Raw genomic sequence first — 21,993 nt, 5'->3', positions numbered from 1 at the left:
ATCCGCCATGCCGTCTGAGACCAGGTGATGCCGCTTGGTGTCGTGTCAGTACGGGACTGCGGAGCATAAACGGAGCACAAACCGGCGGCTGGTGGCGTCCGATGGCACCTCGCGAGATCCTTGTGAACCAGGTGCTGTCTCCGGTCACATGGTGAAGAGCGACCACCCACACCCCCAAGAGGTTGTGCCCGTGTCGTTCACACCGCTGTTCTCCACCTATCGTCAGGGCGAGAACCGGGTCACCTCGGACGAAGTGGTGGTCGTGGCCGCCAGCCAGGCCTACCCCGAGTATCTGGACACCGCCGCCTACATCTGTCAGCCCGGCCGGGTCTTCCAGGAAGGGTTGGCCCACATGGGCTTCTATGCCCAGCAGGCCAACCGCCCGTATCGAGGCTTGCGAGGACCGGGTGCCTTTTATCTACGCCGAGGTCAGGCGGCGTCGGGCCAACGGTGGAACGGACGCCCATCAGTGCCCAGATGTCCGAATTCATGAAGCATTGGGCACCAGATCCGCCGTACTCGCCCGTAACTCGCGGGGACGCACCTAGTCTCCCCTCACCACCCTCGAGAACGGAGATGTGCATGCGCCGTCAGGTCTTCACCATGGTCGTAGCTGCGGCACTGGTCGCATTGGTCGGCTGCGGTGGCGAGACCGACCCCGAGGACCCCTCCCTGGCAGATGAGGAGATCGGATCCCCCACTGACGCCGCCACGGATGAGCCCGCTGAGCCGCTGCCCTGGGGTGAGGCGGCCACAGTCCTCGGCGACAACGGCACCGAGGTCGAGCTCATCCCGGTGGCTATCCGCTACTACGACGGTGAGGGTCTGGCTGAGGATGACATGGCGCCTTCCGGGGTGTACGTCATCGTCCAGTTCGACGCTACCGCGCTGACTTCCTCCGAAAGTCTGAGCTGGGTCGACGGCACCGGGTTCACATGGCGAGCCGACGGCCAGCAGCTCGGTCGCAGCGACAGCGGCGATCCGCCGTGGACTGGCCATGAGCAGGGCTTCTACGGTGAGCCGTTCCTACCTGATGAGGGTGCCCGCTCTGGCCTGGTGTACTTCGATATCCCCGAGCAGGGTGCCGGAAACCTGTCCTATGTGGACGATATGGCGGGCACCGTGATCCGCTGGGAGGTGCCAAGCGAGTCCGAGGGTGACGAAGGGCCACTATGGGATGACGTCGATGCGGCTATTGCAGAATGGAGCTAGGTGCTGTTGTGTTCATTGGACAGACCTAGTGCGAAAACGGACAACTAGATATGGGACGTCCTGGAAGGAGTGCGTGTGTACGGTAGGACCGAGGGTGAATGGGAAGATCTGCTCGAGGAGACTGTGACGTTCCTCGAAGAGCAGTCTCGTTTGGAGCGCCTTACGAGTTACACGGAACTGAATTCCGCCCTGGTGCGGCGGACAGGTCAGCGTGCCTTCGATTTCTCAAGCGACGCAGACAGGGCGGCAATGGGGCATCTCCTCGGGGATGTAGTGGAGCGGACCCGCTCAGAGGTTGAAGCCATGATATCAGCGATTGTCGTCTACCTGAATGCGAACGACGCTGGAACGGGTTTCTACAAGTTGGCATCGGAACTTGGCGAATTGACTCCAAATTCTTCCCGCGCCCAAAAGGAAGCCTTCTGGGCCAGCCAAGTCAAGAAGGTACACAACTACTACGCCTCCCACTGAACGGAAGGTTGCCGCTCGGCATGGATGTGTTGCAGCGCGGCAGATCTGAAGGCTCATGCGATCGCTATACGGCAAAACCGGGTGCTCTCTCGCTGTGATCGACGAGCGTGTTTCTATGGAGAGGGGGTCCTGTTGTGGTGCTCCTGCCCGCCAACACCTGAGCAGCTCAGGGCGGTGTCAATTCGTGGAAGCAACACCGTCGCCCCCAACCAGCTCTATCCGCCATGTGATCCTCACCGATACCCTGCACTAGATCCATGCCGAGTCCAACCTTTTTCACGGCGGAATTTCCTGCAACTGGGACCGTTATTCGCTAGTGTGGCACACACGATAAGGTCGCGGGAGGAAAAGCCAGAAAACCTTGCCCTCAACCATCGTACACATTCCTGCATGCGTGATTCGTCCGTGCTCCGCAGCTTTGGGCCGGGGCGTTAGAAAGCGGAACGATGCGGCACGGGATGACAGGTCAGAAAGGCTACGACCACGAAGCCGAAGAACTACACATCACCCAGATCTGGCCTCAAGGAATCGGGTGCCGATCGAGCAGCATCACTATCTAGCGTGACCATCTTGATCAGGGGTCTTGTGCGGCTCGTTCGCCCTACCGACCGCCCAGAATTAAGAATCATCTCAAGACGCATTCTCCTCGTGGGCTTGGTGCTCTACAGCATATTTCTCTTGAGTAAAGTTGCTTGGCCGCTGTTCCCATTTGTATGGGAGATGCTGCCCGACCGATCCCGTGGCCTGCTCGGCCAGGTGCCCGCTCTCCAAGCCACAGTCACAGCCGTCGCACTCTTCGTTCTCTTGCACACTGCGTGGTTGGCCAGACACTGGATGCTTCTGCCCGCCGGGCTGGGGTGGCGCATCCTGGGTGCTTGGGCGACGGCCATCCTGCTGGTCGCGCTCATCATCGCCGCCCTGTGGCTGGTGCTGGGCCTGCCCGGCCTGGAAACCACTCCCACCGTCTCCCCTAAAGCTCTGGACGCCATCGCCACCCGCGCCTTCGCGATTGTGGCCGGCCTGGGCGGAGTAGCCTTCCTCGTCATTGCCTACCAGCGCCAGAGCGGCGAGCAGACCCGGCTGTTCACCGAACGCTTCACCACCGCGGTCGCCCAACTGGGCGAGGATCAACCGGCAGTGCGCCTGGGCGGAGTACATGCCCTCGCTCACCTGGCCGACGACGCTCCCACCCCAGGACTGCGACAGATGTGCGTGGACGTGCTGTGCGCCTACCTGCGCAACCCTGGCCCAGATGACCTGCCTCAGGGCAGTACCGAAGACCAGAAGCAGGACCACCATGACCGGGTGGTCGAGCACGCCGCCATGCGCGAGGTCCGTCTCACTATCGTGCGCACCATTAGCCACCGCCTCCGCACACCCACCCCATGGCGGGAATGCGACTACGATTTCACCGGCGTCACATTTGAACACCCGCTCGACCTCAAGGGAGCGATGTGTCGAGGACGTATGGGCTTCGCTCGGACAACCTTTACCGGTGGCGTCGACTTCCAGTACGCGGCTTTCACTCGCCGTGCTGCCTTCCAGTACACGATTTTCACCGATGACGTTGTCTTCTTGGGCGCGACCTTCACCGGCGACGCCGTTTTCCAGTCCGCGACCTTTAGGGGAAACGCCATATTCGAGAGCGCGACCTTCACCCGCCGCGCCGCCTTCAAGCGAGCAACCTTCTCCGGCGAAGCCACCTTCAAGCGAGCGACCTTCAGCCGTAGCGCGTACTTCCCCGGCGGAGCCACCTTTGAGGAAGCCACCTTCACGGGCCGCGCCGACTTCTCTGGCGTCACCTTCCCCGGCGAAGCGACTTTCGAGGGAGCGATTTTCAGCCGCAGCGCGGACTTTGCAAGTGATGGAATGGTCCGGAGCGCTGCGAGAGGTCCCTGCCCGCAGGGGTTGCTAGCGGTAGCGCAGGTCTCCAATAGCAGAGTGTTGCTGCCCCGATGGTGGACCCATCCCGGGCGGGTGCGGTTCAAGAATCCGCCACTGGCCTAGGAAGCCGGAGTAGTGCCTGACCCCGCTGGCCGACCTGGGCATCCACCAAACGCACTCGAGCCCCAAGGTCTCCAACGAGCCCTTCCGAGCAAAGGTTGGTGACCGTGGGTGAGTGCCGGTCAGGTGGTGCGGCCGTCTTCGAGTTGGAGCAGTACCAGGGCGGCACTGGTGGTGGCGCCGATGCGCCACGGGGCCAGACTGAGTCGTCGTTAGGCCTTGAAGGTGGCCTTGAGTAGCGAGTTAGCGCGTTCAGCCACTCGGTGCATCCCAGGGTGGTGCCTTGTGCGGGGTGTGGTGGAGGCTGTGTGCCGGGATCGCCTCCCGTCACTCCCGTGCAACGAGCGGCTGTCGAAGGTGGTGTTGGGTTCGGCTCGCATTGTGTCGCCGGAGCAGCACGTTAGATGACTGGAGTGGATCGCCTGGCTGACGCTGCGGGACGCCGGGAGGACCCGTCAGCACGGGCGGGAACGGGCGTGAACAGGGGCTTGGGCCCATCTCGGTTTCACCTTGGTCCCAACAGTGCGGCGTCTCCTTTGAAGCTAGGGCGTGGACCCAGCCTGACCTGGGGCTATTTTTTGTGGCGCGCACCCGGCAGGATTCGAACCCGCGGCCCTCGGATCAGGAGAATCTGTGCCGCTGGAGGCCGCACGGTGCCGCCCGGTGTCGTGTCAGTAGGGTTCGGTGACAGCGTGTCGCACTAACCGAATGACCAAACTCAGGTGTGAATGCGTAGTCCTGTGGTATATTTTTTGGGCTTCGAGTTGTCTGGTCAATGAGAGGGTGGTTTTATTTGAATTCCACCTGGTGTTAAGATGTAGAATCCCCGCAAGGGCAAGGAGAGTTCTGCTGTTGCTCATCCCCCTTAATAATAAGCTCGCGCTCACTCCTCCGTCGGGAGAAATGCAGGTCAGCGGATTGACATGCAAGAAGGTGGATTCGGAAGGTGTTGTTCGGGACTGGACTCTCTTCGTTGAGGGGCATTCCAGCATCACCATCCGGGACACTCGGTGGCAGAACGGTGAACGTGACTTGAAGCCCCGCCTTCCGGATCCGGTGCCCGTCGGCACTCCTCACCCACTCATGCTGCTCAACGGAAGGCGTCGGGCTGGAATCTACCGAGTCCCCAATCGGAGCAACCGTTCCTGGATGGCGGTCCACGTGATTCGCCCAGGAGAGGACGGCTAGCCGAAACGGACCGCTCCGGCGCTGGCGGGCTTGCACATGCACTGCGGGCGAGAACTCGTCGAACGAGTCCGTGAGCTGGGCATCACTGATCTGGGGCCGAAGGCGCAACTCCTTCCGACCAAGGAGGGTGATCGGACGAAGAACCAGCTCCGCGCCCTGTTCGATCAGTCGGAAGACGTCGCACCGGTCGCGCTCTATGCCACTACTCATCTGGTTCCGACACTTCGACACATCGACTGGATTTGATTGCGAGTTGGGCTTGCTTGAGCGGACCAGTGAGCGGTTAACTTCCGTGAATCCTCAGGAAGGACGAAAAGGTCTCACAGCTCCGTCGCACCGTGGGCGCGGACACTCCCATATTGGAAGGTCGTCCGCGCCCACGCCGTCCCAGCAGAGCCCTCAGGCCGGTCGGCCGGCCGCCACGAACCGAGCGCTGTAGTAGGCGCTGTCCGCGGGCTTGGCCCGGATAGACCGGCACGTTCCCGGGAACAGCAGGTCACCCGGCCGCACCTCGTCGAGCGCCACACGGGTTCCGACGTTGACCTGGTCGGTGGTCACCTGGGGAAGGCGCACACCCGCCGCCTCCCACGTCCGCATCGCCAGCCCCGAGCAGTCGAACGCCCCGGTCCTGCTTGTCGCCACAGATACGGATTGCCGACCTGGCCCAGATCCCACTGGGCGGCGGTCCGGCCCTGCCTGCCGCTGGCGCCCGTTCCCATCTCGGGAGCCAGAAGGGGAGCGGCCTTCTCGGTGTTGTCTTGTGCCGGGGCTGGCGGATCGAGTGGGACCGCCCGGAGGAGTTCGGGGACGAACGGAGCGAATCCGGCACGGCTTCTTCTGACACGCAGAAGGCGCCAACGGGGCGGGAGACTACTCGGAGCGGCGCTCGATCTCCTCGCCGATCTGGTTGGCGAAATTCCAGTCCCCCCGCCGCTGCAACGGTTCACTGAGGGCCTCATAGACAGGCTCGTGCAGCCAAGTCGGGCAACTCTTCATGAGGGCGTCATCGACTCCCTTGCGCACCTCGCAGGCCACCTTCTTGGTCACCGGATCCATGCCTCAATGCTCCCTCGCAGTGGTTCTGCTGCGGGCAACCCGGGCCAAGGCTGTGACTGAATTAAGCTGGGAGCGGCCATCAAGGAATCCTTGACCACTGCCCGCACGCAGAAGGCCCCTCCGAAGAGGGGCCTTTCGTGGGCGCCGGAGTCAGCGCCGGAAGAAGTGTGGCAGAGGGAACCCATTCCCAAGAAGCTTCTCGATGCCGTCAGTCAGAGTGTTTGTCTTCTCCACCAGCATCACCATCCAATCAGCGAAGCGCCCAAAGCGGCTCTTCTTGCCCTGCTTCTTCTTGCGGTCAGCTACGGCCACGAACGCGAACGTCGTTGTGTACAGGACTGAGGGTAGGACGGCTCCGAGAGCATCAGCCGGAATCGAACCGGCGAGCTCTGCCAAGTCTGTGCTTTCGCGGTTCAAATGTTACCGTGCAGTGTCGATTCTTGGGAAGGCTTGAACCCATGAAGTGACGACAGTCATAGGGGAATCGGTGTCGGTGATCGTGATCAGCGGGGGATCTCACACGCGGTATGGAACGCGCGGGCGTGCCTGATACACGCGAAAGGCCCCGCACGAGGCGGGGCCAGGAAGACGCCTACCCCACCATGCGGGAGGATCAGCGCCTACCACCAGGATACGCGCTCACTCCGCGTCCGACTCCGACAAGGCCCGGGCCTTCAACATCACCTCTGACCGCACCTCGCCGACGCGACGCTCCACCGGTCGCCGTACCCGCTGATCGGCCCAATCCGCCAGATATCCGATCTCACGGTCCGCGGCGGCCTGGTGGGCGCTGAGCTTCTCATTCACCGGCTCCACTGCATCGCCTCCTGGTGGGTCTACGCTCCGACCAGTGCAAACATTCCCACAGCCGGACCACTGACCATGAACGCCCACCTGATCGCGTCCTCCACACGGGACTTGCCAGTGACGAACGCGACCGGGCTGCGGAACAACCACCAGCGCTTCCCACGGTGAACCATCGGCCAGGCGAGTGGAACACCCGAGCGGGTCAACCAGTCGCCGAGGATCTGCGTCAACGCGCCGACTGCGACCGTCACACCGATCAGCCACGGGGACGCGCCCGGCAACACCACGGCCGCGGTCGCGACCAGGACAGCCAGCACCCCTGCACCCTGCACAGCCGACCGGCCCCACAGACGGAGCACACACACCAACCCGAGCGCCGACTGTCTCGTGCCGGGGTCGGTAGAGGCTGTGGCGTGGCATGACTTCAGCGGTAGTCACATCAAATTCTACAGGGGGCGTGGAATATTTCTAGAGAAACTGCCCCTTGATTCAATTTCTGTCCGCCAGACTGCGCAGTTCTTCGTTGAATCTTTGTTGGAGATCCTCTGGGAAGTCAAAAGTAAGCCTCATGTCGACAGATATGGGCTCGGAGCTTCCACTGGCGATTCTCTTCATTGCGCCTTCTATGCTTTCGACGTAGCTTAATGTGAAATTTCTGACTTCTTCGATCGGCTGCTCAACAAAAAGCGCCGTTATCTCTAGCAGGCCTTCTGAATCCTCTGAAACTCGGAGCGATCTTATCTCGTTGCCCCAGTCTATGAGTTGCTCGTAAGTGGTGATCAGACGCTCGGCCATGTGCTTGATTAGCTCAGGATTTCCAGGCTCGCCGGGCCGACCGAAGGAAATTTCTTGTGCTCGCCGGGAGATAATTTTCTCCAGGTTTCCGGAGATTTACATCACTTTGGATATTCTATCATTAAGTTCTTCTCCCAGGGAGAGTTCGTCAATTTTGAGTCCTACCGACATGCTGTACCCCAAGTGGTAGTCTCTCCATTTTGACTCAATCTCATTAATGAACTTTTTTAGGTAGTGGCCGAAGAGAAGGTATTCCCAGCCGTCGAGTCGCTCGGCGAGCAGTTCGATTCGCTCACTTTCATCCCGAGGGACACTTGTTGCCACGCTTCTATCATTCTCCACTATTTGCTCCTTCTTGCTGCTGTGATCGCTCTAGTTCTCTAGGTAGTATTTCTGCAGAGAGCCCTGAGGCTGCGGCCCGAAATTTCATCCCCCTGTCTCGCGTGATTATTTTTACAGTGTTTCCGGTTGCGGCCTGGAAGTAGGATGCCTGGCGTACTATCTCGTCGTCTACCCTGAGGAGACGAGTGTGTTCAAGAGGTTCGTTCGTAATTTGAATATCTACGCGGTTTCTTGCCTTTATTCTCTGAAAGGCGTCTATGTTAGAAGTTAGGTGATCCAGGGAAGAGAGCGGTACTCTTGCTTTATGTTGTTTAGTATCCTTGAGCTTGTCTAGCTCATCTATTACCACCAAGGGAAATAGAAGGCATGCAGATTTGGAGTTTGTCAGTTCTTGCCAATCCACCATCTCAAACGGCTTTCCGTGCACCAGGACGTTGGTATCTAGTAGGATCAAACTCTCCGTTTCGTCGACGGCGAGAATTTTTCTATAGTGCTCTATTTGGTCGACTAGTTCGGAGATGAAATCAATCTGATCTTCGATCTCTAGTCTTATGAGCGAGTGTGGTCGGTGCGTGGAATCAGACATGGCTCGGATTTGCCAGTATCTCTCAGAATGAAGTTTGTGTGAAGCTTCCCTGTCTTGATATATGAGCTTTAGCTCCGACTCGGCCCTTTCTGACCATATTAGATACCTGTTGGCAGCCATTACTGGATCCCCGTTTAATTCTCCGACTAAATTCCTGAGAACTCGCAGCAAGGTAGCAAGATTTTCTGTAGTCAATGAGTGGTCTCGGTTATTTTTGAGAAAATGCCAAGTCATTGTCTTTTCTTTCTTTTTTCGTGATGATTCTTGAGTCGGGATTGGGTGTCTGCTCTTCGTGATTGTCTCCCGAGCTCCTCTCTGTGGTGGGTGCTGTCATGGTCGCTGAACTGCTCTTACCTCCATCACAAGCGGGGAATGGGGTTTCAAAGCGGCTCGTCTGAGCGAGGCCGCAAGCCTCGGTGTCTCGTACCGAGTTCGATGGAGGCTCTTGTGTGTCGGGAGATCGCCTCCCGTCGCCCGATACATCTGGTTGCGCCTACCGGTAAGTGGACCAGCGGGTGGCGGTGTCGCCGCGTTGGAGGGTGTCGAGGCGGTGGCGCCACTGGGCGCGCAGACCGGGGTTGGTGTTGAGGACCGGGAGGACGCTGGTGACGAGTCTGAGTTCGCGGAGTTGGCGTAGGACGGGGAATCCGGGCCAGGTGAGGATGTCGAAGCCGTACTCGGTCGCGAGCGGGCTGTGGTGGTCTGTGGGGTAGTCCATGCGGACTTTTCCGACGGCGGCGGGGACGAGGTCCCATTCGCGGGGGCCGTGGCTGAGGCTGTCGAAGTCGCAGATCACCGGACCGTGGGGGCCGGGGATGAGGTTGCCCATGAACGGGTCGCCGTGGAGCACCCCGGCGGGAAGTTCGAACTCCAGGTCCTGGACCAACAGTTCCAGGTGGTCGGTGCGCTCGGTGAGGAAGACCCGGTCGGCCTCTGCCAGCCCTTCGGCATCTGCGATGCGGCTGCGGATGCGCGCGAAGGGCTCCCACGATGGCAGCGCGAAACCCGGTGCAGGCAGGGCATGGATGTGCTTGAGGATGCGCCCGAGGTCGGTGCCGGTCGCATCCGGGCTGGTGGAGGGGACCAGGTGCCAGAAAGTCGCTGTAGCCCCGCATGCCTGTACCGGTTGGGGGATCTCTTCGACCAGCCGCACCGTGGGCGCGTCGTGCTGGGCGAGCCATCGGGCCGCCTGGATGACCACGGGGACACGTTCGGCCACGGTCGTGGACCCGGAGATGCGCACCACCAGCCCCGCAGCCGGGAGTCGGTAGACGGCGTTGTTGGTGAACTTGATCAGCTCGGCGTCCTCGGCCGCCTTGGTGCCCAGCCCGGCCTCTTCGCACAGGGCCGCGAGAACGTCGTGGACGCGATCGCGAGTGAGGGCGAAACGAGAGCCGGCGGAGGGGGCGGGAGTGGTGCTCATGATGTGCGAAGGGTAGCAATCTCGGCGGCCAGCTCTGCTGTCTCGCCCCGGGTTCGGTAGGCCAGGGCTGCGTGCTGGAGCGGTGCGAGCCGGTCGATGACGCGCACGGAGCGGACCTGGCGGGCGAGGTCGACGGCTTGGCGCCCGACGCACACGCCTTGGTCGGGGTCGCCGTTGCGGATGTGGGCGGTGGCCAGGGTGGTCAGTTCGAAGGCTTGGCTGCGGCCCATGGCTGGGCTGCGGGCGTCCACGGCCCGGTACAGGTGCTCGGTCGTGGCGGTGTACGCACGAGGCGAAGGGGTGGGGAGTGCGGCGTTAACGACCCCGGACATGGCGTCCAGGTCGGCTTCGTGGAAGAACCGCACCCACGGAGTGGTGTCCGCCTCGGCGCGGGCGAAGGCGTCGTGGGCGCGGGCGAGGGAGTCCATGGACCGCTTCTGGTCATCGAGGACGGCGTAGGCCCAGGCGGCGTTGGCGCACATGAGCGCGACGGTGCGCTCGCACCCGGAGTCCTGGGCGGCGATCTGTCCCAGTTGCAGGAACCGCAGGGCCTGGACGGTGTGGCCGCGGTGCAGGTGCAGGCGCCCCATCCGGTAGAGCACGTTGGCCACCAGCGAGGGCTCCTCGATGTACTGGGCCTGCTCCAGCGCCAGGGACAGGTGCTCGGCCGCGACCTTGTAGCGGCCCACGTCGAAGCTCGCCCACCCGGCGAGATTGTGCAGATCGGCGACGGCCCGGTAGAGCTGGAGACCGAGCTGGTTCGCGGGTTTGGCCGCGCGCAGCAGCCGATGGGCGTAGGCCAGGTGCGCCATGATCGCGTCCAAGCACGCGCCGCCCCCGAGCTGGTAGTCGGCGGCCCGCAGCGCCTTGGTGACTGTCTCGACGTGGTCCACGTCGGTTCCCGTCACCCGCCGGACGGGCAAAGGCGTCTCGGGGATGTTCGGCCCGCGCCACCTGTGGGGGTCGATCTCCGCCGCGCCCATGGTGACCTGAGCGGCGTGTGCCAACAGCCTGGTGCTCTCGACGCTCTCCTGTCGCGTGCGTGAGGTCGTCACTCGGGGCGCCCCGAGCCCGTCGAGGAAGCGGCGCAGCTTCACGACGTCTTTCAACTCGCGCTTGCGTGATTCGAGTTGGGAGACCATCGACTGGGAGAGCCCGGTCAAACGCGCGAGGGCTTCCTGGGACAGGTCGGTGCGCGAACGCAGGAGGCGCACCAGGGAGCCCGCGTCGAGGCGCCCGGCGGCTTCCTGCGCTTCAGGGGCGTCCCAGAATCCCTTGGGTATACACGAACACCTTTTCTTCGTATCGGCGACAGATGTCCTCTCCCTGCCGCAATTCGCGCATATCGGCACCATGGGTCCCTTGGACGGGGAAATGTTCGCTCCCCATGTAACAGGGATCTTGGTCCGCCTGGCCAGCCTTGCTCTCAAAAGCATCACCACCGTAATAGCGATCATCACCCCTGTTCATGGGAACCGGAGGCGCGTCAACCCGAAACTGAGAACTCGTCAACGACCTGGAACTGACGCACAAGGCACGGTGACCAGGCACGGGAGGATGGTGATGGGGATGAGGGCCGCACTGGTGGACCGGGCGGAGGAAACGGAGACCGGCGCCGCGAAGCGAGACGTTTTTGCGCTGCCCAAGCGCGCCACCGCAGCTTCGGACCGTGCCCCGGTCCTTCTGGAGGCGAATCCCGAGGTCACCGGGTCCGCGATGACGGTTCCCGGCGACCCCTTCTACGCCACGGTCATGCGCCGTCGCCTGCGGACACTGGCGTCCCTCCCTGACTGGGAGATTCGCCCGGTCACGCTGCTCGCCTCGGAGCTGTTCAACAACTGCATCCGCCACACCCGATCGGGCGATCCGGGCGGCGAGGTCACCATCAGCGTGTTCAAACTGGCGGGCCGGACGCAGGTGCGCATCACTGACGCCGGCCCTCGCGAGGGGGAGATCACTGTTCCCCGCCTTCGGCCCCTTGACCCTGAGAACGAGAGCGGGCGCGGACTGCACCTGGTCGCGACGGACGCGAGTCGGTGGGGCACCATCCACCATGACGACGGCCGCACCAGTGTCTGGTTCGAGGTGGACCGCCTCGAGCGCAACCCCGACCGGCCCGTCGACCACGCCGAGCGGTGATCGCGGTGGCCTTGAACATCAGGGACGACCACGACCAGTACACGGCCGCCTGCCAGCTCCAGTTGCGTCACCGGAGCCGTTGGCTCGTGATGTGGGGGCCGGGCTCGCGGGCCTTCTTCGCCTTCTACCGAGGCCGTGCCCACGTCGTCCCGCTGTCCGCGCCCACTTGTCAGGAACTGCACCGCCGGATCCTACTCACCGAGACAGTCCTCGCCGAGAGCTTCGGAGCCAGCACCGATGCCACTGAACTCTCCCAGCTCGTGACCACCCGAGCGGGGAGGTAGGGCGCCTCGCGGTCGGGCTCCGTCCAGCCGGCCACGAGGCATCGCGGTGACACGCGTCTGCAAGGAACGGGCCCTGTCACCGCACTCCACGAAGAAATCGAATGAAGGGAAAACCGCAGATGCAGAGCACGCATTTCGACGGCGACCTGGTGGTCGCGGTCGAGGACATCCGGGCCGAGCGCAGCCGAGGCGAGCAGCCCTCCGATGGCGGCGGCACCGGCCGCTCCGACACCAACGACGGCATCCGCTAGGAGAACACCCGTGTCCGCTGACCTGATCAGCGGCCGTCTGGGCGGGGACCAGTTCCCCGCCCAGGTGCTCGGCCGCACCCACCGCCGCTATGCCGCGAACGCCACCCAAGCCACCGACTTCGCGCACCTGCTCACCTGGCCCGACCTCAATCAACTCCTCGCCACCCGACGTCTCGACGTGCCCCGGATGCGGCTCTCGGACGGACAGACGGTGGACGTGGGCCAGTACACCCGTCTGCAGACCTATCGGCGTATGCCCAACTGGAACGCCCCGGTACCGCACCTGTTCCACGAACAGCTCCGCCAGGGCGCCACGCTGGTCGTGGATGCGATCGACGAGATGCACCCGCCCATCAACACCGTGGCCGCTGAGCTGGAAGCGTGGTTGGGCACCCGCGTCCAGGTCAACGCCTACGCCTCCTGGACCGCCAAGGAAGGCTTCGGCGTCCACTGGGACGACCACGACGTCATCGTCCTCCAGGTCTCCGGGCGCAAGCGCTGGCGGATCTACGGCACCACCCGCCAGGCACCGCTGTACTCCGACGTGGAGGTGGATAACAACGCCCCCACCGAGCCCGTCGACGAGTTCACGATGGAGCGCGGCGACGTGCTCCACGTCCCCCGGGGGTGCTGGCACGCCGCATCGGCCTCGGAGGGAGAGCCCAGCCTGCACCTGACCTGCGGGCTAAACACCACGACCGGCGCGGACTTCCTCGACTGGATCAACGGGCTGATGCTCGAACACCTCGAGGTTCGCAGCGACGTCCCCCGGAACAGGGGCGATCAGGCGGCGTGGACCTACCGCCTGGCCGAGCTGATCACTCAGCGGCTCCAGTCACCCGGGGTGGTCGAGGAGTACTGGGACCACCTGAACCAGACCGCCACGGCAAGGATGGCGTTCAGCCTGCCGGTCGCCGTGACCGGGACGCTGTCAGCGTCCTCCCGCCTACGGCTGGCATCTCGCAGGGGCACCGTGAGCGAAAAGAACGGACAGGTGGTTCTCTCGGCTCAGGGGCGCCGCTGGCGTCTGGCACCGGTGGCCGCCCCGGTACTCCACCGCCTCGCCGACCACGAACCGGTCACCTTCAAGGAACTGTGTCGACTCGCCCCGGAGATCTCCGAAGACGCCCTGATGTCCCTGCTACGGCGACTGATGGACGACGGCGCCCTGGTCTGGGAGGGCGAAGAGTGACCCTTCTCGGACTGGGCACCTACCGCAGCCGCGACGCCGCCCACTCGGCGCGCATCGCGGCTGCGGCCGGTTGCCCCCTCATCGACACCGCCCCCGTCTACGGGCACGGCACCCACCAGCGCGCCATCGCCTCCACCCTGGAAGCCAACCCACAGGTGCGGATCGCCTCGAAGGTCGGCCACATGCCCCCTGGCCAGGCCGAGATCGCCGTGTCCAGCGGAGCCCTTGCGGCGGAGGAAGCACGTGGCCTGCACAGCATCGCCGCCGACTACGTCCGCCACCAGATCGCGATGAACCGGCTGGAACTGCGACGGCCACGCCTGGACCTTGTGTACCTGCACAACCCCGACCATCACCACGATGGCGACCGCGATGGGCTGCACGATCGAATCCGGGGCGGATTCATCGCCTTGGAGGAAGCCCGCGCCGACGGACAGATCACGGGGTACGGGGTCGCCACCTGGTCCGGATTCACCGAAGCCTTCAGCGTGCCCGACCTACTCCGACTGTCCCGCGAAGCCTCAGGAAGCGCTGAGACCGGTCTGTCCGCCGTCCAACTGCCCGTGTCACTGGTCAACATCGCCCCGATCAAGGACGCCTTGACCGGAAGCGGTCCCCTCGCCGAAGCACACGAGGCAGGATTGGAAGTGTGGGCCTCCGCCCCACTCCACGGCGGCAAACTCGTCCACCTGGTGAACGAACGCCTCGCCCACCACATCAGCGACAGGGCCTCACCCGCCGAGGCAGCCCTCATGGTGACCGCCTCAGCACCCGGCCTCACGGGGATGCTGATCAGCACCTCGAGTACAGGACACTGGTCGAGCGCGGCCTCGGTAGCGGCCCGCCCACCGTTGCCCGATAACCGACTCAAGGACATCAGTGACCTCCTCCTCGCCCGAGAAAACGCCTGACCTGGAACAGGCCTGGCATCACGCGGTCGCAGCCCTGGACCTGGTCGCACCACCGGATGCCACGCTGCACCGCGGTGTGGGCGGCCGGACTCTGAGCGGTCCGGTCGCCACCGCCGAAGGCTCTTCTTGCTGGCTTCGCGTCACGTCCGCCCCCAAGCCTGGGGGGAAGGTGTGGGAAGGGGCTTCGCACGCCGCCGAGCTGATCGGCGACGGTGTTCCCCAGCCGCGCCTGCTCAGCGAATACACCTGGGGAGAGGGACCGGTCTTCCAAGCGTTGTTGTGGGAACGACTGCCGGGGACGGTTGTGTCGGCGACCCCGGATCTCACTGCCCCTGTGAAGGCCGAACCCCGATGGTGGAGCGGCCTACGCCACGCTCTGGATGCTCTCCAAAGAGTTCCCAGGCCCGAGGGACGCCAGGTGTTCACCCAGGCGTTCGTCCACCGCATCCCCAACCACATCCCCGAAATCGCCGAGACCGGGGTCGACACAACCGTGCGAAGCTGGGTGACCTCTCACGGCGACCTGCACTGGGCCAACCTCACCGACAACCCGCTGAGCATCATCGACTGGGAGGGGTGGGGCGCGGCGCCGGCCGGGTACGACGCCGCCGTCCTGCACGCCTACGCCCTGCCAGCCCCGGAGACCGCAGCGAAGGTCCGCCAGGTCTTCGCCGACGTGCTCGACACCGACGACGGGCGCCTGGCACACCTGATCATCTGCGCCGAGATCATCCAGGCGAGCGAACGGGACGAACTCCACGCCCGACTGGCTCCCTACGTGCAGCGGTTCGTGGTCGAACTGCTGACTTCAACCTCGCAATAGCCGCACGACACGGGGCTGGCATAGTGAGCTGAGCCTGCGCCCGTGCCCCCACCCAGGACATAGGGGCTAAGACTCGAACGGGTTCCACCGCGAGAGCGGGTCCCCCACCGGCAACAGCGATCGGTGACCGTAGATCTTGGCCTGCGCCGAGCATGGCCAGAGGGCGGCGAGGGGCTACTACAGCGCCCGGTTCGGGGTGACCGTCAGGCCCGGCTGACCGGCCCGACACCGCCCTGTGGGTGCGGATAATCCCCTGCGCGGGCTTGTCCGCGCCCACAGGGGTGTTACGCGCGCGACGGGCGCTTGACGGCCGTGCTGGGCCGTCGTCTCATGGCCCCTGATTCTCGGGCCCCATGACTTTTCTGAGTCATCCGGGTTGAAACTTCTCGCGAGTATAGGAAAACATCACAATCGTTGTTCAGCCTGGGTGAACACGACCATTCCCATATGACCGGATTTATTCGTATGCCTGAAATGGGGCTCTTCGTCATGCCTGTTACTGCCCTGACAAACGCCGACCTTGCCCTGCTCATGGCGGGCGTCGACACCAGCTAACCGAGTCGATTGCTCCGTGTCGCATGGGGGTGAGGAAGCGCAGCTCCGAAGGGCGGCCGACCTTCGGCGCCATTGACACACTCCCCGCCCTGAACACGGGCGCACGAGCTCCAAAAAGAACACAGAAGAGAAGGCGCCTCGGGCAGTGAGCCACCACCGACCCGAGGCGTGATCCGCCACCTGAGTAAGCAGGAGGAAGATCTATGAGTCATGGTACGGGTCGGCACCGCAGGCGCCGGCACGGATGGGCCGGCCGTGTGCGGTGGGCCGTGGGCGCGGCGCTCGCCACGATCGTCGGAGTAGGGTTCGCGCCACCTTCGCGCCCGGCGGAGCTGGAAGCTCGGAAGACGTCACCGCGACGGGAACCCCCGAACACCGCGACCATGCGCCCGGCTCCCGAGCCGGAGTGGGTGCGGCGCTATGACGAGGCGCGGCGCTCCCACACAGATCGGGCGTGGTCGCTGTTCACAGAGGGCAGCAACGTGACCGAGCCCGATACCCCGGTAGAGCTGCCGGAGTTCGGCTGGTGTGTGGACGAGGACGGGGTGCGGGCGGTGCGCCCGTACCTGGTCGCGCACGAACAGCGCCAACGGGCCAAGCGACGACGACCGGCACTGCCCACCTCCGTCCACGGAAGGCCCGCATCGAACGTTCCCGCCGAAGCGGTCGCTACGAATACCCCTGGTGAGTGGGACGAGCTGGCTGGGCTGATCCGCCAGTGGGACGCGCAACGGGCACTCGTGGTCTGACCTCGAGTCGCGGCCTGGGGGCTGTCTCCACCTGGAGGCAGCCCCTTCGGCGTCGGCCGGTGGTGGTCGGGGTGGGGTTGCCGGCGACCTCGGCGGTGCCGGTGAGCGAGATTCGCTCGGTGGTAACCGGCTTTCGTTGACCGGTATTTCGTTGGGATGGTGCTTTTGCCAAGGCCCTGCGCGACCGCCTGCGGGGCCGTGCCGGTGGTGCTGCGGAAAGGCGAGAGGGAGCCTTCTTGAAATTTGGTCCACAGCGCTGATGATGCCGGTCCCTGTGGTCCCTTAAGTGCGGAGTGAGAACGATGTGAGAACGAAGTGAACCTGGGCCAACGAGTGGTCCAACAAGGGGTCCAACAGGTGGCCCGCCTCGCTGGACCCCCTCTCCAAGCGCATAACCGCAGGTCAGGGCCTACTCAAGTGGTCCAACGCGTGTCCAGACTTATACCCAGTGGGTAGTCATCTTCACATAGGGGGCGTGCGGCGCCCCCGGCGAGCCGGAGGCGCCGCACGCCACGGGTGCCTCCGGTGACCCTACTCTCCCGTTCTTGTCGGCCTGTTCTCTCTCCTCTGTATTCGCTGTTCTTTTCTTTATTGATCCACATATTAAAAGGTGCTGTGTGCGGGTTCTCGGGGCGGTGGTGCGGGCGCTCGAACCGCGCGGCGCCGTGCACTGGCCGCCCCTGATCCTGGACTGGCTCGGGTGGTCCTGCGGGAGTGGGGTGCGCGAGGCGCAGCGGGCCACGCTGTCCGGGGCGGGTGGGATCCACTCGGTGGTCACCGGAATCCGCTGAAGGCGTCGAGCCGATGGTCCGTCTGGCCTTGACTTGAAGGGAGACGGTGCCGCACCGGTATCGCGGCCGTGCGTCCGGTCTCGGGCGCGTGGTGGTGCGGGCCGGACGAGGGCCTGTGACTTGACCTGTGACTCCGCCGGTCAGTGGACCTGTGGCTGTGCCTGTGACTCCGCCCGTGGCGGGGCCGCTTAGATCGGCCCACCCTGCTCGCGTTATCAGTGCAGGTCACAGCCGCTGCGGGTGGGCCGTTGGAAACCCACACTTATACCCAGTGGGTAGTCATCCTCACGTAGGGCGGGCGGCGCCTGGCGGTGTGCGGGCGCCGCCCGCCCCGCCTCCTGGGCCAGACTTTTCTCTCCTGGCTGCCTCGCTGTGCCCCCACGTTGTCTCCCTTCTTGCTTCCTGTTTCTTCTGCTTGGCGTTGACAGCCACCAGAAGGTGGGCCGATGCCATCGGCGGTGCGGACGAAGAACGTCCGCGTCCGCGTTCGGGATGACCCCGGCCCTGGCTTCCCTGGACGCGGTCCTTCCGGCGCCCAGGAGCGGTGCTTCGCCCCGGGCTGCTGCAAGGGAACTCGGTCCGGGGCGAAGAGGTGGGCCGATGCCATCGGCGGTGCGGACGAAGAACGTCCGCGTCCGCGTTCGGGATGACCCCGGCCCTGGCTTCCCTGGACGCGGTCCTTCCGGCGCCCAGGAGCGGTGCTTCGCCCCGGGCTGCTGCAAGGGAACTCGGTCCGCGCGGTGTGTGGCCGTGCGAGATCACGGGTTCGATGCCGCATCCGCTGTTGGGGTGTCTTCTCCACGGATGACCAGGGCGAGGCGGCGATACGGGGGAGGGGCCCGCCGGTGACGAGACCCGACCGCCTTCCGCCGACACCACAGCCCTGGTCAGCGGAGGGTTCCACAGGTCGGAGCCGTCCGTTCGGTACCAGCGCGGGGCTCGCCCCGGCCCTGCGCCGGGGCCCGCACCGGGGGTGTGTGGGGCCGTCAGCGCCCGGACGTGGGCCCCGGCGCCCGGGGACGGGACATCTACCCCGGGGTGCGCTGGGCGGGGCGGGTTGGGGCGTGTGACGGCCCTCCCCTGGCCAATGCGGGTTCCCGTGCCGGGCGGGCGCGTAGGGGGGATGGGGCGGATCGCCACCGGTCGGGCGGTGGGGCGCAGGCCTCTACATATCCGAGGGGTTCTCTGTCGCGTCCGTTTGACTGCCTGCGGGGTCGAGCGTGGGCTCGGTGTGGTGTCGAACGAGCTGGGGGGGCCAGCGCGGGTGAAGGCACCGGTGCCGTAGCCGGACCGGCGAGCACACCAGGAGCGAGAGGCCGACCCTCACCCCAAGACAGCAGGCGGGTTCACCCCGGCTGGCCTGGGGTTTCCTCGCTCCCGGGCCGGTTGCCGATCGGATCAAAGGTCCCCTGGTAGATCAGGGTGGTGTCATACCGGCGTTCTACCGCGATCCACCCTGATCCCGCAGCGGAATACGAACATTGATCACGACCTCACACACGCCCTAGCAGATCCACCTCACTGGCTGGTTTGCAGGCCGATATCAAGGAGGGTGACGCGGTAGGCGGCTGGAAGTACCGCGTGGCTGGTGTGGCGACATGTCGGCGCGAGCGAGGGCTGGTACCTCCAGAAGGCTGTGACCTGGTATTTGTGTCGCTCGGCAGGGTGCGAACCTGCGATCATCGGATTAGCGGGTATAGTTGGCTTGGAACTGGCACCTCCGCCTGGCGCAATTGAGGGGGGACGCCGATAGGAGGAGCCTGTGGGCTTTCACTGAGGGGGGACAGCGGAGGTTCAGCGACCAGGGGAAACCCTGGTCGCTTTTTTGTTCGCAGCATTGGAGGATGCCCGCAGCTCTCCCACATCTGCGAGCGGAACACTCTCCGGCCGGGGCCGCCCGACTAGGGCCTGTTTGGAAAGTCAGAGCCATTCGTTGATGGCAGCGATCTGGACGGTGGCCTCGTAGCGAAGGGCGAGCTTGTCATAGCGCGTGGCCACCGCCCGGTTGCGTTTGAGCCGGTTGATCCCGCACTCCACCGCGTGCCGGGCCCGGTAGTCGACCTTGTCGAAGCCGGGCGGACGACCCCCACTCCGCCCCTTGCGTTTGCGGTTGCGCACCCGGTCGGCGGGTTCGGGAATCGTCGCTCTGATCTTGCGTCTGCGCAGGTAGGCACGGATCTTCTTCGAGCTGTAGGCCTTATCCGCGCGTACCCGCACCGGCCGGGTGCGCGCCGGACCACTGCGATCCCGCCCCGCCACGCGGATACGTTCCATGACCGGCTCGAACTGAGGGGCGTCCCCGCGCTGGCCGGCCGTGACCACCACCGACAAGGGCTTTTGGCGCTGCTCGCAGGCCAGGTGGATCTTGGTGGTCCACCCGCCCCGCGAGCGTCCCAGAGCGTGGTCGTCGGGCTCGTCCGTTTCGTGATCTGGGCCCTCCCCCTTTTCGCGGCTCCGGCGGCGTGCTGGTGGGCGCGCACGATGGTGGAGTCGACGTTGACCTGCCAGGTGATCAGGCCCGCCGCGTCGGCCAGGGCGCGCAGGGCGTCCAAAATTCGGGCCCAGGTGCCGTTGCGGGTCCAGCGGCGGAAGAGGTCGTAGACGCTCTGCCAGGGGCCGTAGCGCTCGGGTACGTCGCGCCAGGGGGCGCCGGCCCGCACCCGCCAGCGGATGCCGTTGATCAGGGTGCGCTTGGAGCGCGAGGGCGGACGGCCGGTGGCCGGCACGGGCAGGAGCGGTTCGAGCACAGACCATTGGGCGTCGGTGAGGTCACCGCGCCCGGGGCCGGGTAGGGTCACAGCGAAGCCTTCGGTGGGCTTGGTCTTCTTGGTCGTTGACTGATCTACCGAAGGCTTCGCCTATGTGCGGGGTGACACGCCTGGCGTGACCAGATCGGTGCTTTTGCCCCTGATCACACCAGTTACCAAACAGGCCCTAGTGTTCTGATTGGTTATTTCGTTTATGGTTGCAGGATGAGTGCTCCTGGACCGAAGCTGCCCCCGCTGGAGCTGAGCGACCAAGAACGCGCCGAGCTCCAGCGGTGGGTCAGACGACGCAAGACCGCACAGGACCTGGCCCTGCGGGCCCGGATCGTGCTCGCCTGCGCCGAAGGCCTGTCCAACGCCCAGGTCCGCCGCGCGGTAGGAGTATCGGCGCCCACGGTGACCAAGTGGCGCCAGCGCTTCATCGCGCACCGCTTGGACGGCCTGACCGACGAACCCCGGCCCGGACGGCCGCGCACGATCACCGACGCCCAGGTCGAGGCGGTGGTGGCCGCCACCCTGGAGAGCACACCCGCCCCTGACACCCACTGGTCCACGCGCTCCATGGCCCAGCACACCGGCATGACCCAGAACGCGGTGTGGCGCATCTGGAACGCCTTCGGCCTGCAGCCCCACCGGCGGGAACAGTTCAAGATCTCCACCGACCCGTTCTTCATCGACAAGGTCCGCGACGTCGTCGGCCTCTACCTCGACCCGCCCGAACGGGCGGTGGCGCTGTGCGTGGACGAGAAGTCCCAGATCCAGGCGCTCAACCGCACCCAGCCGGTGCTGCCGATGATGCCCGGCACCCCCGAGCGGGCCACCCATGACTACGTGCGTGCCGGGGTGACCAGCCTGTTCGCCGCGCTGGACACCGCCACAGGGCAGGTGATCACTTCGATCCACCGCCGCCACCGCGCCATCGAGTTCAAGAAGTTCCTGGCCAAGATCGACCGCGAGGTCCCCGCGGACCTGCAGGTGCACCTGGTCCTGGACAACTACGCCACGCACAAGACCCCCGAGATCCAAAGGTGGCTACTGCGCCACCCCCGGTTCCACCTGCACTTCATCCCGACCAGTTCCTCCTGGTTGAACCTGGTCGAGCGGTGGTTCGCCGAGATCACCAACCGGCTGATCCGCCGCGGCACCCACCGCAGCGTCCAGGCCCTGGAGAAGGACATCCGCACCTGGGCCGCGTCCTGGAACGAGAATCCCCGACCCTATGTGTGGACCAAGACCGCAGAGGAGATCCTCGACAGCATCGCCTCATACTGCCAACGCATCAGCAAGTGAACTAACCAATCAGAACACTAGTCGCGCCTTCGGTCGTGAGAGGACCCTAGGTCGTACGCCGGGCAGCAGAAGCAGGCCATGACCCTGCGCCCCTAGGGTGGGTTCTGACGATCTCCGGGCCCGGGCCGGAATCGAGCTTCTTGCTCCATGGAGAGCTGCATCCCCGGTGTACTGGCCAGGGCAGGTAATAGGACAGAGGGGCGCAGCCCAGGTTGATGGTGGGGGCTCGGTGGATGGAAGTGCTCGTTGCCCGACTCAGGGAAGGACCATAGTCGCTGCATCTAATTGGCTACGGTCATACCATGACCCCAAACCATTCCCCCGGAGCATCACTACCAGAAGGACGTCCAAGGACGTGG

At 64.6% G+C, this 21,993-nt stretch carries 23 protein-coding genes and 2 pseudogenes; 13 read left to right on the top strand and 12 right to left on the bottom strand.

The window, feature by feature from the left end:
• The first annotated feature begins 190 nt into the window (after positions 1–190).
• From M1P99_RS23645 to M1P99_RS23630, 4 genes are all read left to right on the top strand, one after another.
• On the top strand, positions 191–493 hold the full coding sequence (locus tag M1P99_RS23645) for a hypothetical protein (RefSeq protein WP_304454773.1): 303 nt from the start codon (positions 191–193) through the stop codon (positions 491–493).
• Between the two features lie 89 nt (positions 494–582).
• Positions 583–1,212 (top strand): hypothetical protein, encoded by a 630-nt coding sequence (locus M1P99_RS23640; protein ID WP_304454772.1) that lies wholly within the window; start codon positions 583–585, stop codon positions 1,210–1,212.
• 75 nt (positions 1,213–1,287) lie between these two features.
• The gene (locus tag M1P99_RS23635; RefSeq protein ID WP_304454771.1) at positions 1,288–1,683 is read left to right on the top strand and encodes a hypothetical protein; all 396 of its coding nucleotides are present in this window, start codon (positions 1,288–1,290) and stop codon (positions 1,681–1,683) included.
• Between the two features lie 657 nt (positions 1,684–2,340).
• Entirely contained in the window at positions 2,341–3,690 is a 1,350-nt protein-coding gene (locus M1P99_RS23630) for a pentapeptide repeat-containing protein (RefSeq protein ID WP_304455812.1), read from the top strand.
• 119 nt (positions 3,691–3,809) lie between these two features.
• Here M1P99_RS23630 and M1P99_RS23625 read toward each other — a convergent pair.
• The 11 genes and pseudogenes from M1P99_RS23625 to M1P99_RS23575 all read right to left on the bottom strand — a co-directional run.
• Positions 3,810–3,944 (bottom strand): annotated as a pseudogene (locus tag M1P99_RS23625) (IS5/IS1182 family transposase); the annotation flags it as partial.
• Positions 3,945–5,274: 1,330 nt separating this feature from the next.
• The gene (locus M1P99_RS23620) at positions 5,275–5,517 is read right to left on the bottom strand and encodes a C40 family peptidase (protein ID WP_304454770.1); all 243 of its coding nucleotides are present in this window, start codon (positions 5,515–5,517) and stop codon (positions 5,275–5,277) included.
• A 228-nt stretch (positions 5,518–5,745) separates the two neighbouring features.
• The gene (locus M1P99_RS23615; RefSeq protein WP_304454769.1) at positions 5,746–5,931 is read right to left on the bottom strand and encodes a hypothetical protein; all 186 of its coding nucleotides are present in this window, start codon (positions 5,929–5,931) and stop codon (positions 5,746–5,748) included.
• A 150-nt stretch (positions 5,932–6,081) separates the two neighbouring features.
• The gene (locus M1P99_RS23610; protein ID WP_304454768.1) at positions 6,082–6,327 is read right to left on the bottom strand and encodes a hypothetical protein; all 246 of its coding nucleotides are present in this window, start codon (positions 6,325–6,327) and stop codon (positions 6,082–6,084) included.
• 243 nt (positions 6,328–6,570) lie between these two features.
• Positions 6,571–6,738, bottom strand: a complete 168-nt coding sequence (locus tag M1P99_RS23605; RefSeq protein ID WP_304454767.1) for a hypothetical protein — start codon at positions 6,736–6,738, stop codon at positions 6,571–6,573.
• Positions 6,739–6,767: 29 nt separating this feature from the next.
• The gene (locus tag M1P99_RS23600) at positions 6,768–7,055 is read right to left on the bottom strand and encodes a metal-dependent hydrolase (protein ID WP_304454766.1); all 288 of its coding nucleotides are present in this window, start codon (positions 7,053–7,055) and stop codon (positions 6,768–6,770) included.
• A gap of 172 nt (positions 7,056–7,227) precedes the next feature.
• Entirely contained in the window at positions 7,228–7,533 is a 306-nt protein-coding gene (locus tag M1P99_RS23595) for a hypothetical protein (RefSeq protein ID WP_304454765.1), read from the bottom strand.
• 96 nt (positions 7,534–7,629) lie between these two features.
• Positions 7,630–7,875: a hypothetical protein gene (locus M1P99_RS23590; RefSeq protein ID WP_304454764.1), complete on the bottom strand. Its 246-nt coding sequence runs from the start codon at positions 7,873–7,875 to the stop codon at positions 7,630–7,632.
• Positions 7,865–8,581, bottom strand: a complete 717-nt coding sequence (locus tag M1P99_RS23585) for a PIN domain-containing protein (protein WP_304454763.1) — start codon at positions 8,579–8,581, stop codon at positions 7,865–7,867. Before M1P99_RS23585 ends, M1P99_RS23590 begins: the two co-directional genes overlap by 11 nt.
• 373 nt (positions 8,582–8,954) lie before the next feature.
• The gene (locus M1P99_RS23580; protein ID WP_304454762.1) at positions 8,955–9,884 is read right to left on the bottom strand and encodes a phosphotransferase enzyme family protein; all 930 of its coding nucleotides are present in this window, start codon (positions 9,882–9,884) and stop codon (positions 8,955–8,957) included.
• Positions 9,881–11,098 (bottom strand): helix-turn-helix transcriptional regulator, encoded by a 1,218-nt coding sequence (locus M1P99_RS23575; protein ID WP_304454761.1) that lies wholly within the window; start codon positions 11,096–11,098, stop codon positions 9,881–9,883. The genes M1P99_RS23580 and M1P99_RS23575 overlap by 4 nt, the downstream gene beginning before the upstream one ends.
• A gap of 355 nt (positions 11,099–11,453) precedes the next feature.
• Between M1P99_RS23575 and M1P99_RS23570 the strand changes: the two genes are divergently transcribed.
• From M1P99_RS23570 to M1P99_RS23535, 8 genes are all read left to right on the top strand, one after another.
• A complete protein-coding gene (locus M1P99_RS23570) occupies positions 11,454–12,023 on the top strand; it encodes an ATP-binding protein (RefSeq protein ID WP_304454760.1) in 570 nt (189 codons plus the stop codon).
• Positions 12,024–12,034: 11 nt separating this feature from the next.
• Positions 12,035–12,307, top strand: coding sequence for a hypothetical protein (locus tag M1P99_RS23565; RefSeq protein ID WP_304454759.1), 273 nt, complete (start codon positions 12,035–12,037; stop codon positions 12,305–12,307).
• Positions 12,308–12,426: 119 nt separating this feature from the next.
• Positions 12,427–12,558, top strand: coding sequence for a hypothetical protein (locus M1P99_RS23560; protein ID WP_304454758.1), 132 nt, complete (start codon positions 12,427–12,429; stop codon positions 12,556–12,558).
• Positions 12,559–12,568: 10 nt separating this feature from the next.
• Positions 12,569–13,750, top strand: a complete 1,182-nt coding sequence (locus M1P99_RS23555) for a cupin domain-containing protein (protein ID WP_304454757.1) — start codon at positions 12,569–12,571, stop codon at positions 13,748–13,750.
• Positions 13,747–14,661, top strand: a complete 915-nt coding sequence (locus tag M1P99_RS23550; RefSeq protein ID WP_304454756.1) for an aldo/keto reductase — start codon at positions 13,747–13,749, stop codon at positions 14,659–14,661. The genes M1P99_RS23555 and M1P99_RS23550 overlap by 4 nt, the downstream gene beginning before the upstream one ends.
• 418 nt (positions 14,662–15,079) lie before the next feature.
• Positions 15,080–15,484: a phosphotransferase gene (locus M1P99_RS23545; protein ID WP_304454755.1), complete on the top strand. Its 405-nt coding sequence runs from the start codon at positions 15,080–15,082 to the stop codon at positions 15,482–15,484.
• A 1,037-nt stretch (positions 15,485–16,521) separates the two neighbouring features.
• A complete protein-coding gene (locus tag M1P99_RS23540; protein ID WP_304454754.1) occupies positions 16,522–16,788 on the top strand; it encodes a hypothetical protein in 267 nt (88 codons plus the stop codon).
• A 617-nt stretch (positions 16,789–17,405) separates the two neighbouring features.
• On the top strand, positions 17,406–17,579 hold the full coding sequence (locus tag M1P99_RS23535) for a hypothetical protein (protein ID WP_304454753.1): 174 nt from the start codon (positions 17,406–17,408) through the stop codon (positions 17,577–17,579).
• 1,920 nt (positions 17,580–19,499) lie between these two features.
• Here the strand turns inward: M1P99_RS23535 and M1P99_RS23530 are convergent.
• Positions 19,500–20,377 (bottom strand): annotated as a pseudogene (locus M1P99_RS23530) (IS5 family transposase).
• 174 nt (positions 20,378–20,551) lie between these two features.
• Here M1P99_RS23530 and M1P99_RS23525 point away from each other — a divergent pair.
• The gene (locus M1P99_RS23525; RefSeq protein ID WP_304453806.1) at positions 20,552–21,634 is read left to right on the top strand and encodes an IS630 family transposase; all 1,083 of its coding nucleotides are present in this window, start codon (positions 20,552–20,554) and stop codon (positions 21,632–21,634) included.
• Positions 21,635–21,993 lie beyond the last annotated feature (359 nt).

The sequence above is a fragment of the Nocardiopsis sp. YSL2 genome (assembly GCF_030555055.1).
GTDB lineage: Bacteria > Actinomycetota > Actinomycetes > Streptosporangiales > Streptosporangiaceae > Nocardiopsis.
The sequence above is the reverse complement of the archived record's forward strand: the minus strand, read 5'-3'. Positions and strand labels throughout refer to the sequence as shown.

Bases quoted from the DNA above. Each gene is read 5' to 3' on its own strand.
- M1P99_RS23615 (WP_304454769.1), bottom strand. From the start codon at position 5,931: ATGGATCCGGTGACCAAGAAGGTGGCCTGCGAGGTGCGCAAGGGAGTC.
- M1P99_RS23525 (WP_304453806.1), top strand. From the start codon at position 20,552: ATGAGTGCTCCTGGACCGAAGCTGCCCCCGCTGGAGCTGAGCGACCAA.
- M1P99_RS23580 (WP_304454762.1), bottom strand. From the start codon at position 9,884: ATGAGCACCACTCCCGCCCCCTCCGCCGGCTCTCGTTTCGCCCTCACT.
- M1P99_RS23585 (WP_304454763.1), bottom strand. From the start codon at position 8,581: ATGGCTGCCAACAGGTATCTAATATGGTCAGAAAGGGCCGAGTCGGAG.
- M1P99_RS23570 (WP_304454760.1), top strand. From the start codon at position 11,454: ATGAGGGCCGCACTGGTGGACCGGGCGGAGGAAACGGAGACCGGCGCC.
- M1P99_RS23560 (WP_304454758.1), top strand. From the start codon at position 12,427: ATGCAGAGCACGCATTTCGACGGCGACCTGGTGGTCGCGGTCGAGGAC.
- M1P99_RS23595 (WP_304454765.1), bottom strand. From the start codon at position 7,533: ATGGCCGAGCGTCTGATCACCACTTACGAGCAACTCATAGACTGGGGC.
- M1P99_RS23640 (WP_304454772.1), top strand. From the start codon at position 583: ATGCGCCGTCAGGTCTTCACCATGGTCGTAGCTGCGGCACTGGTCGCA.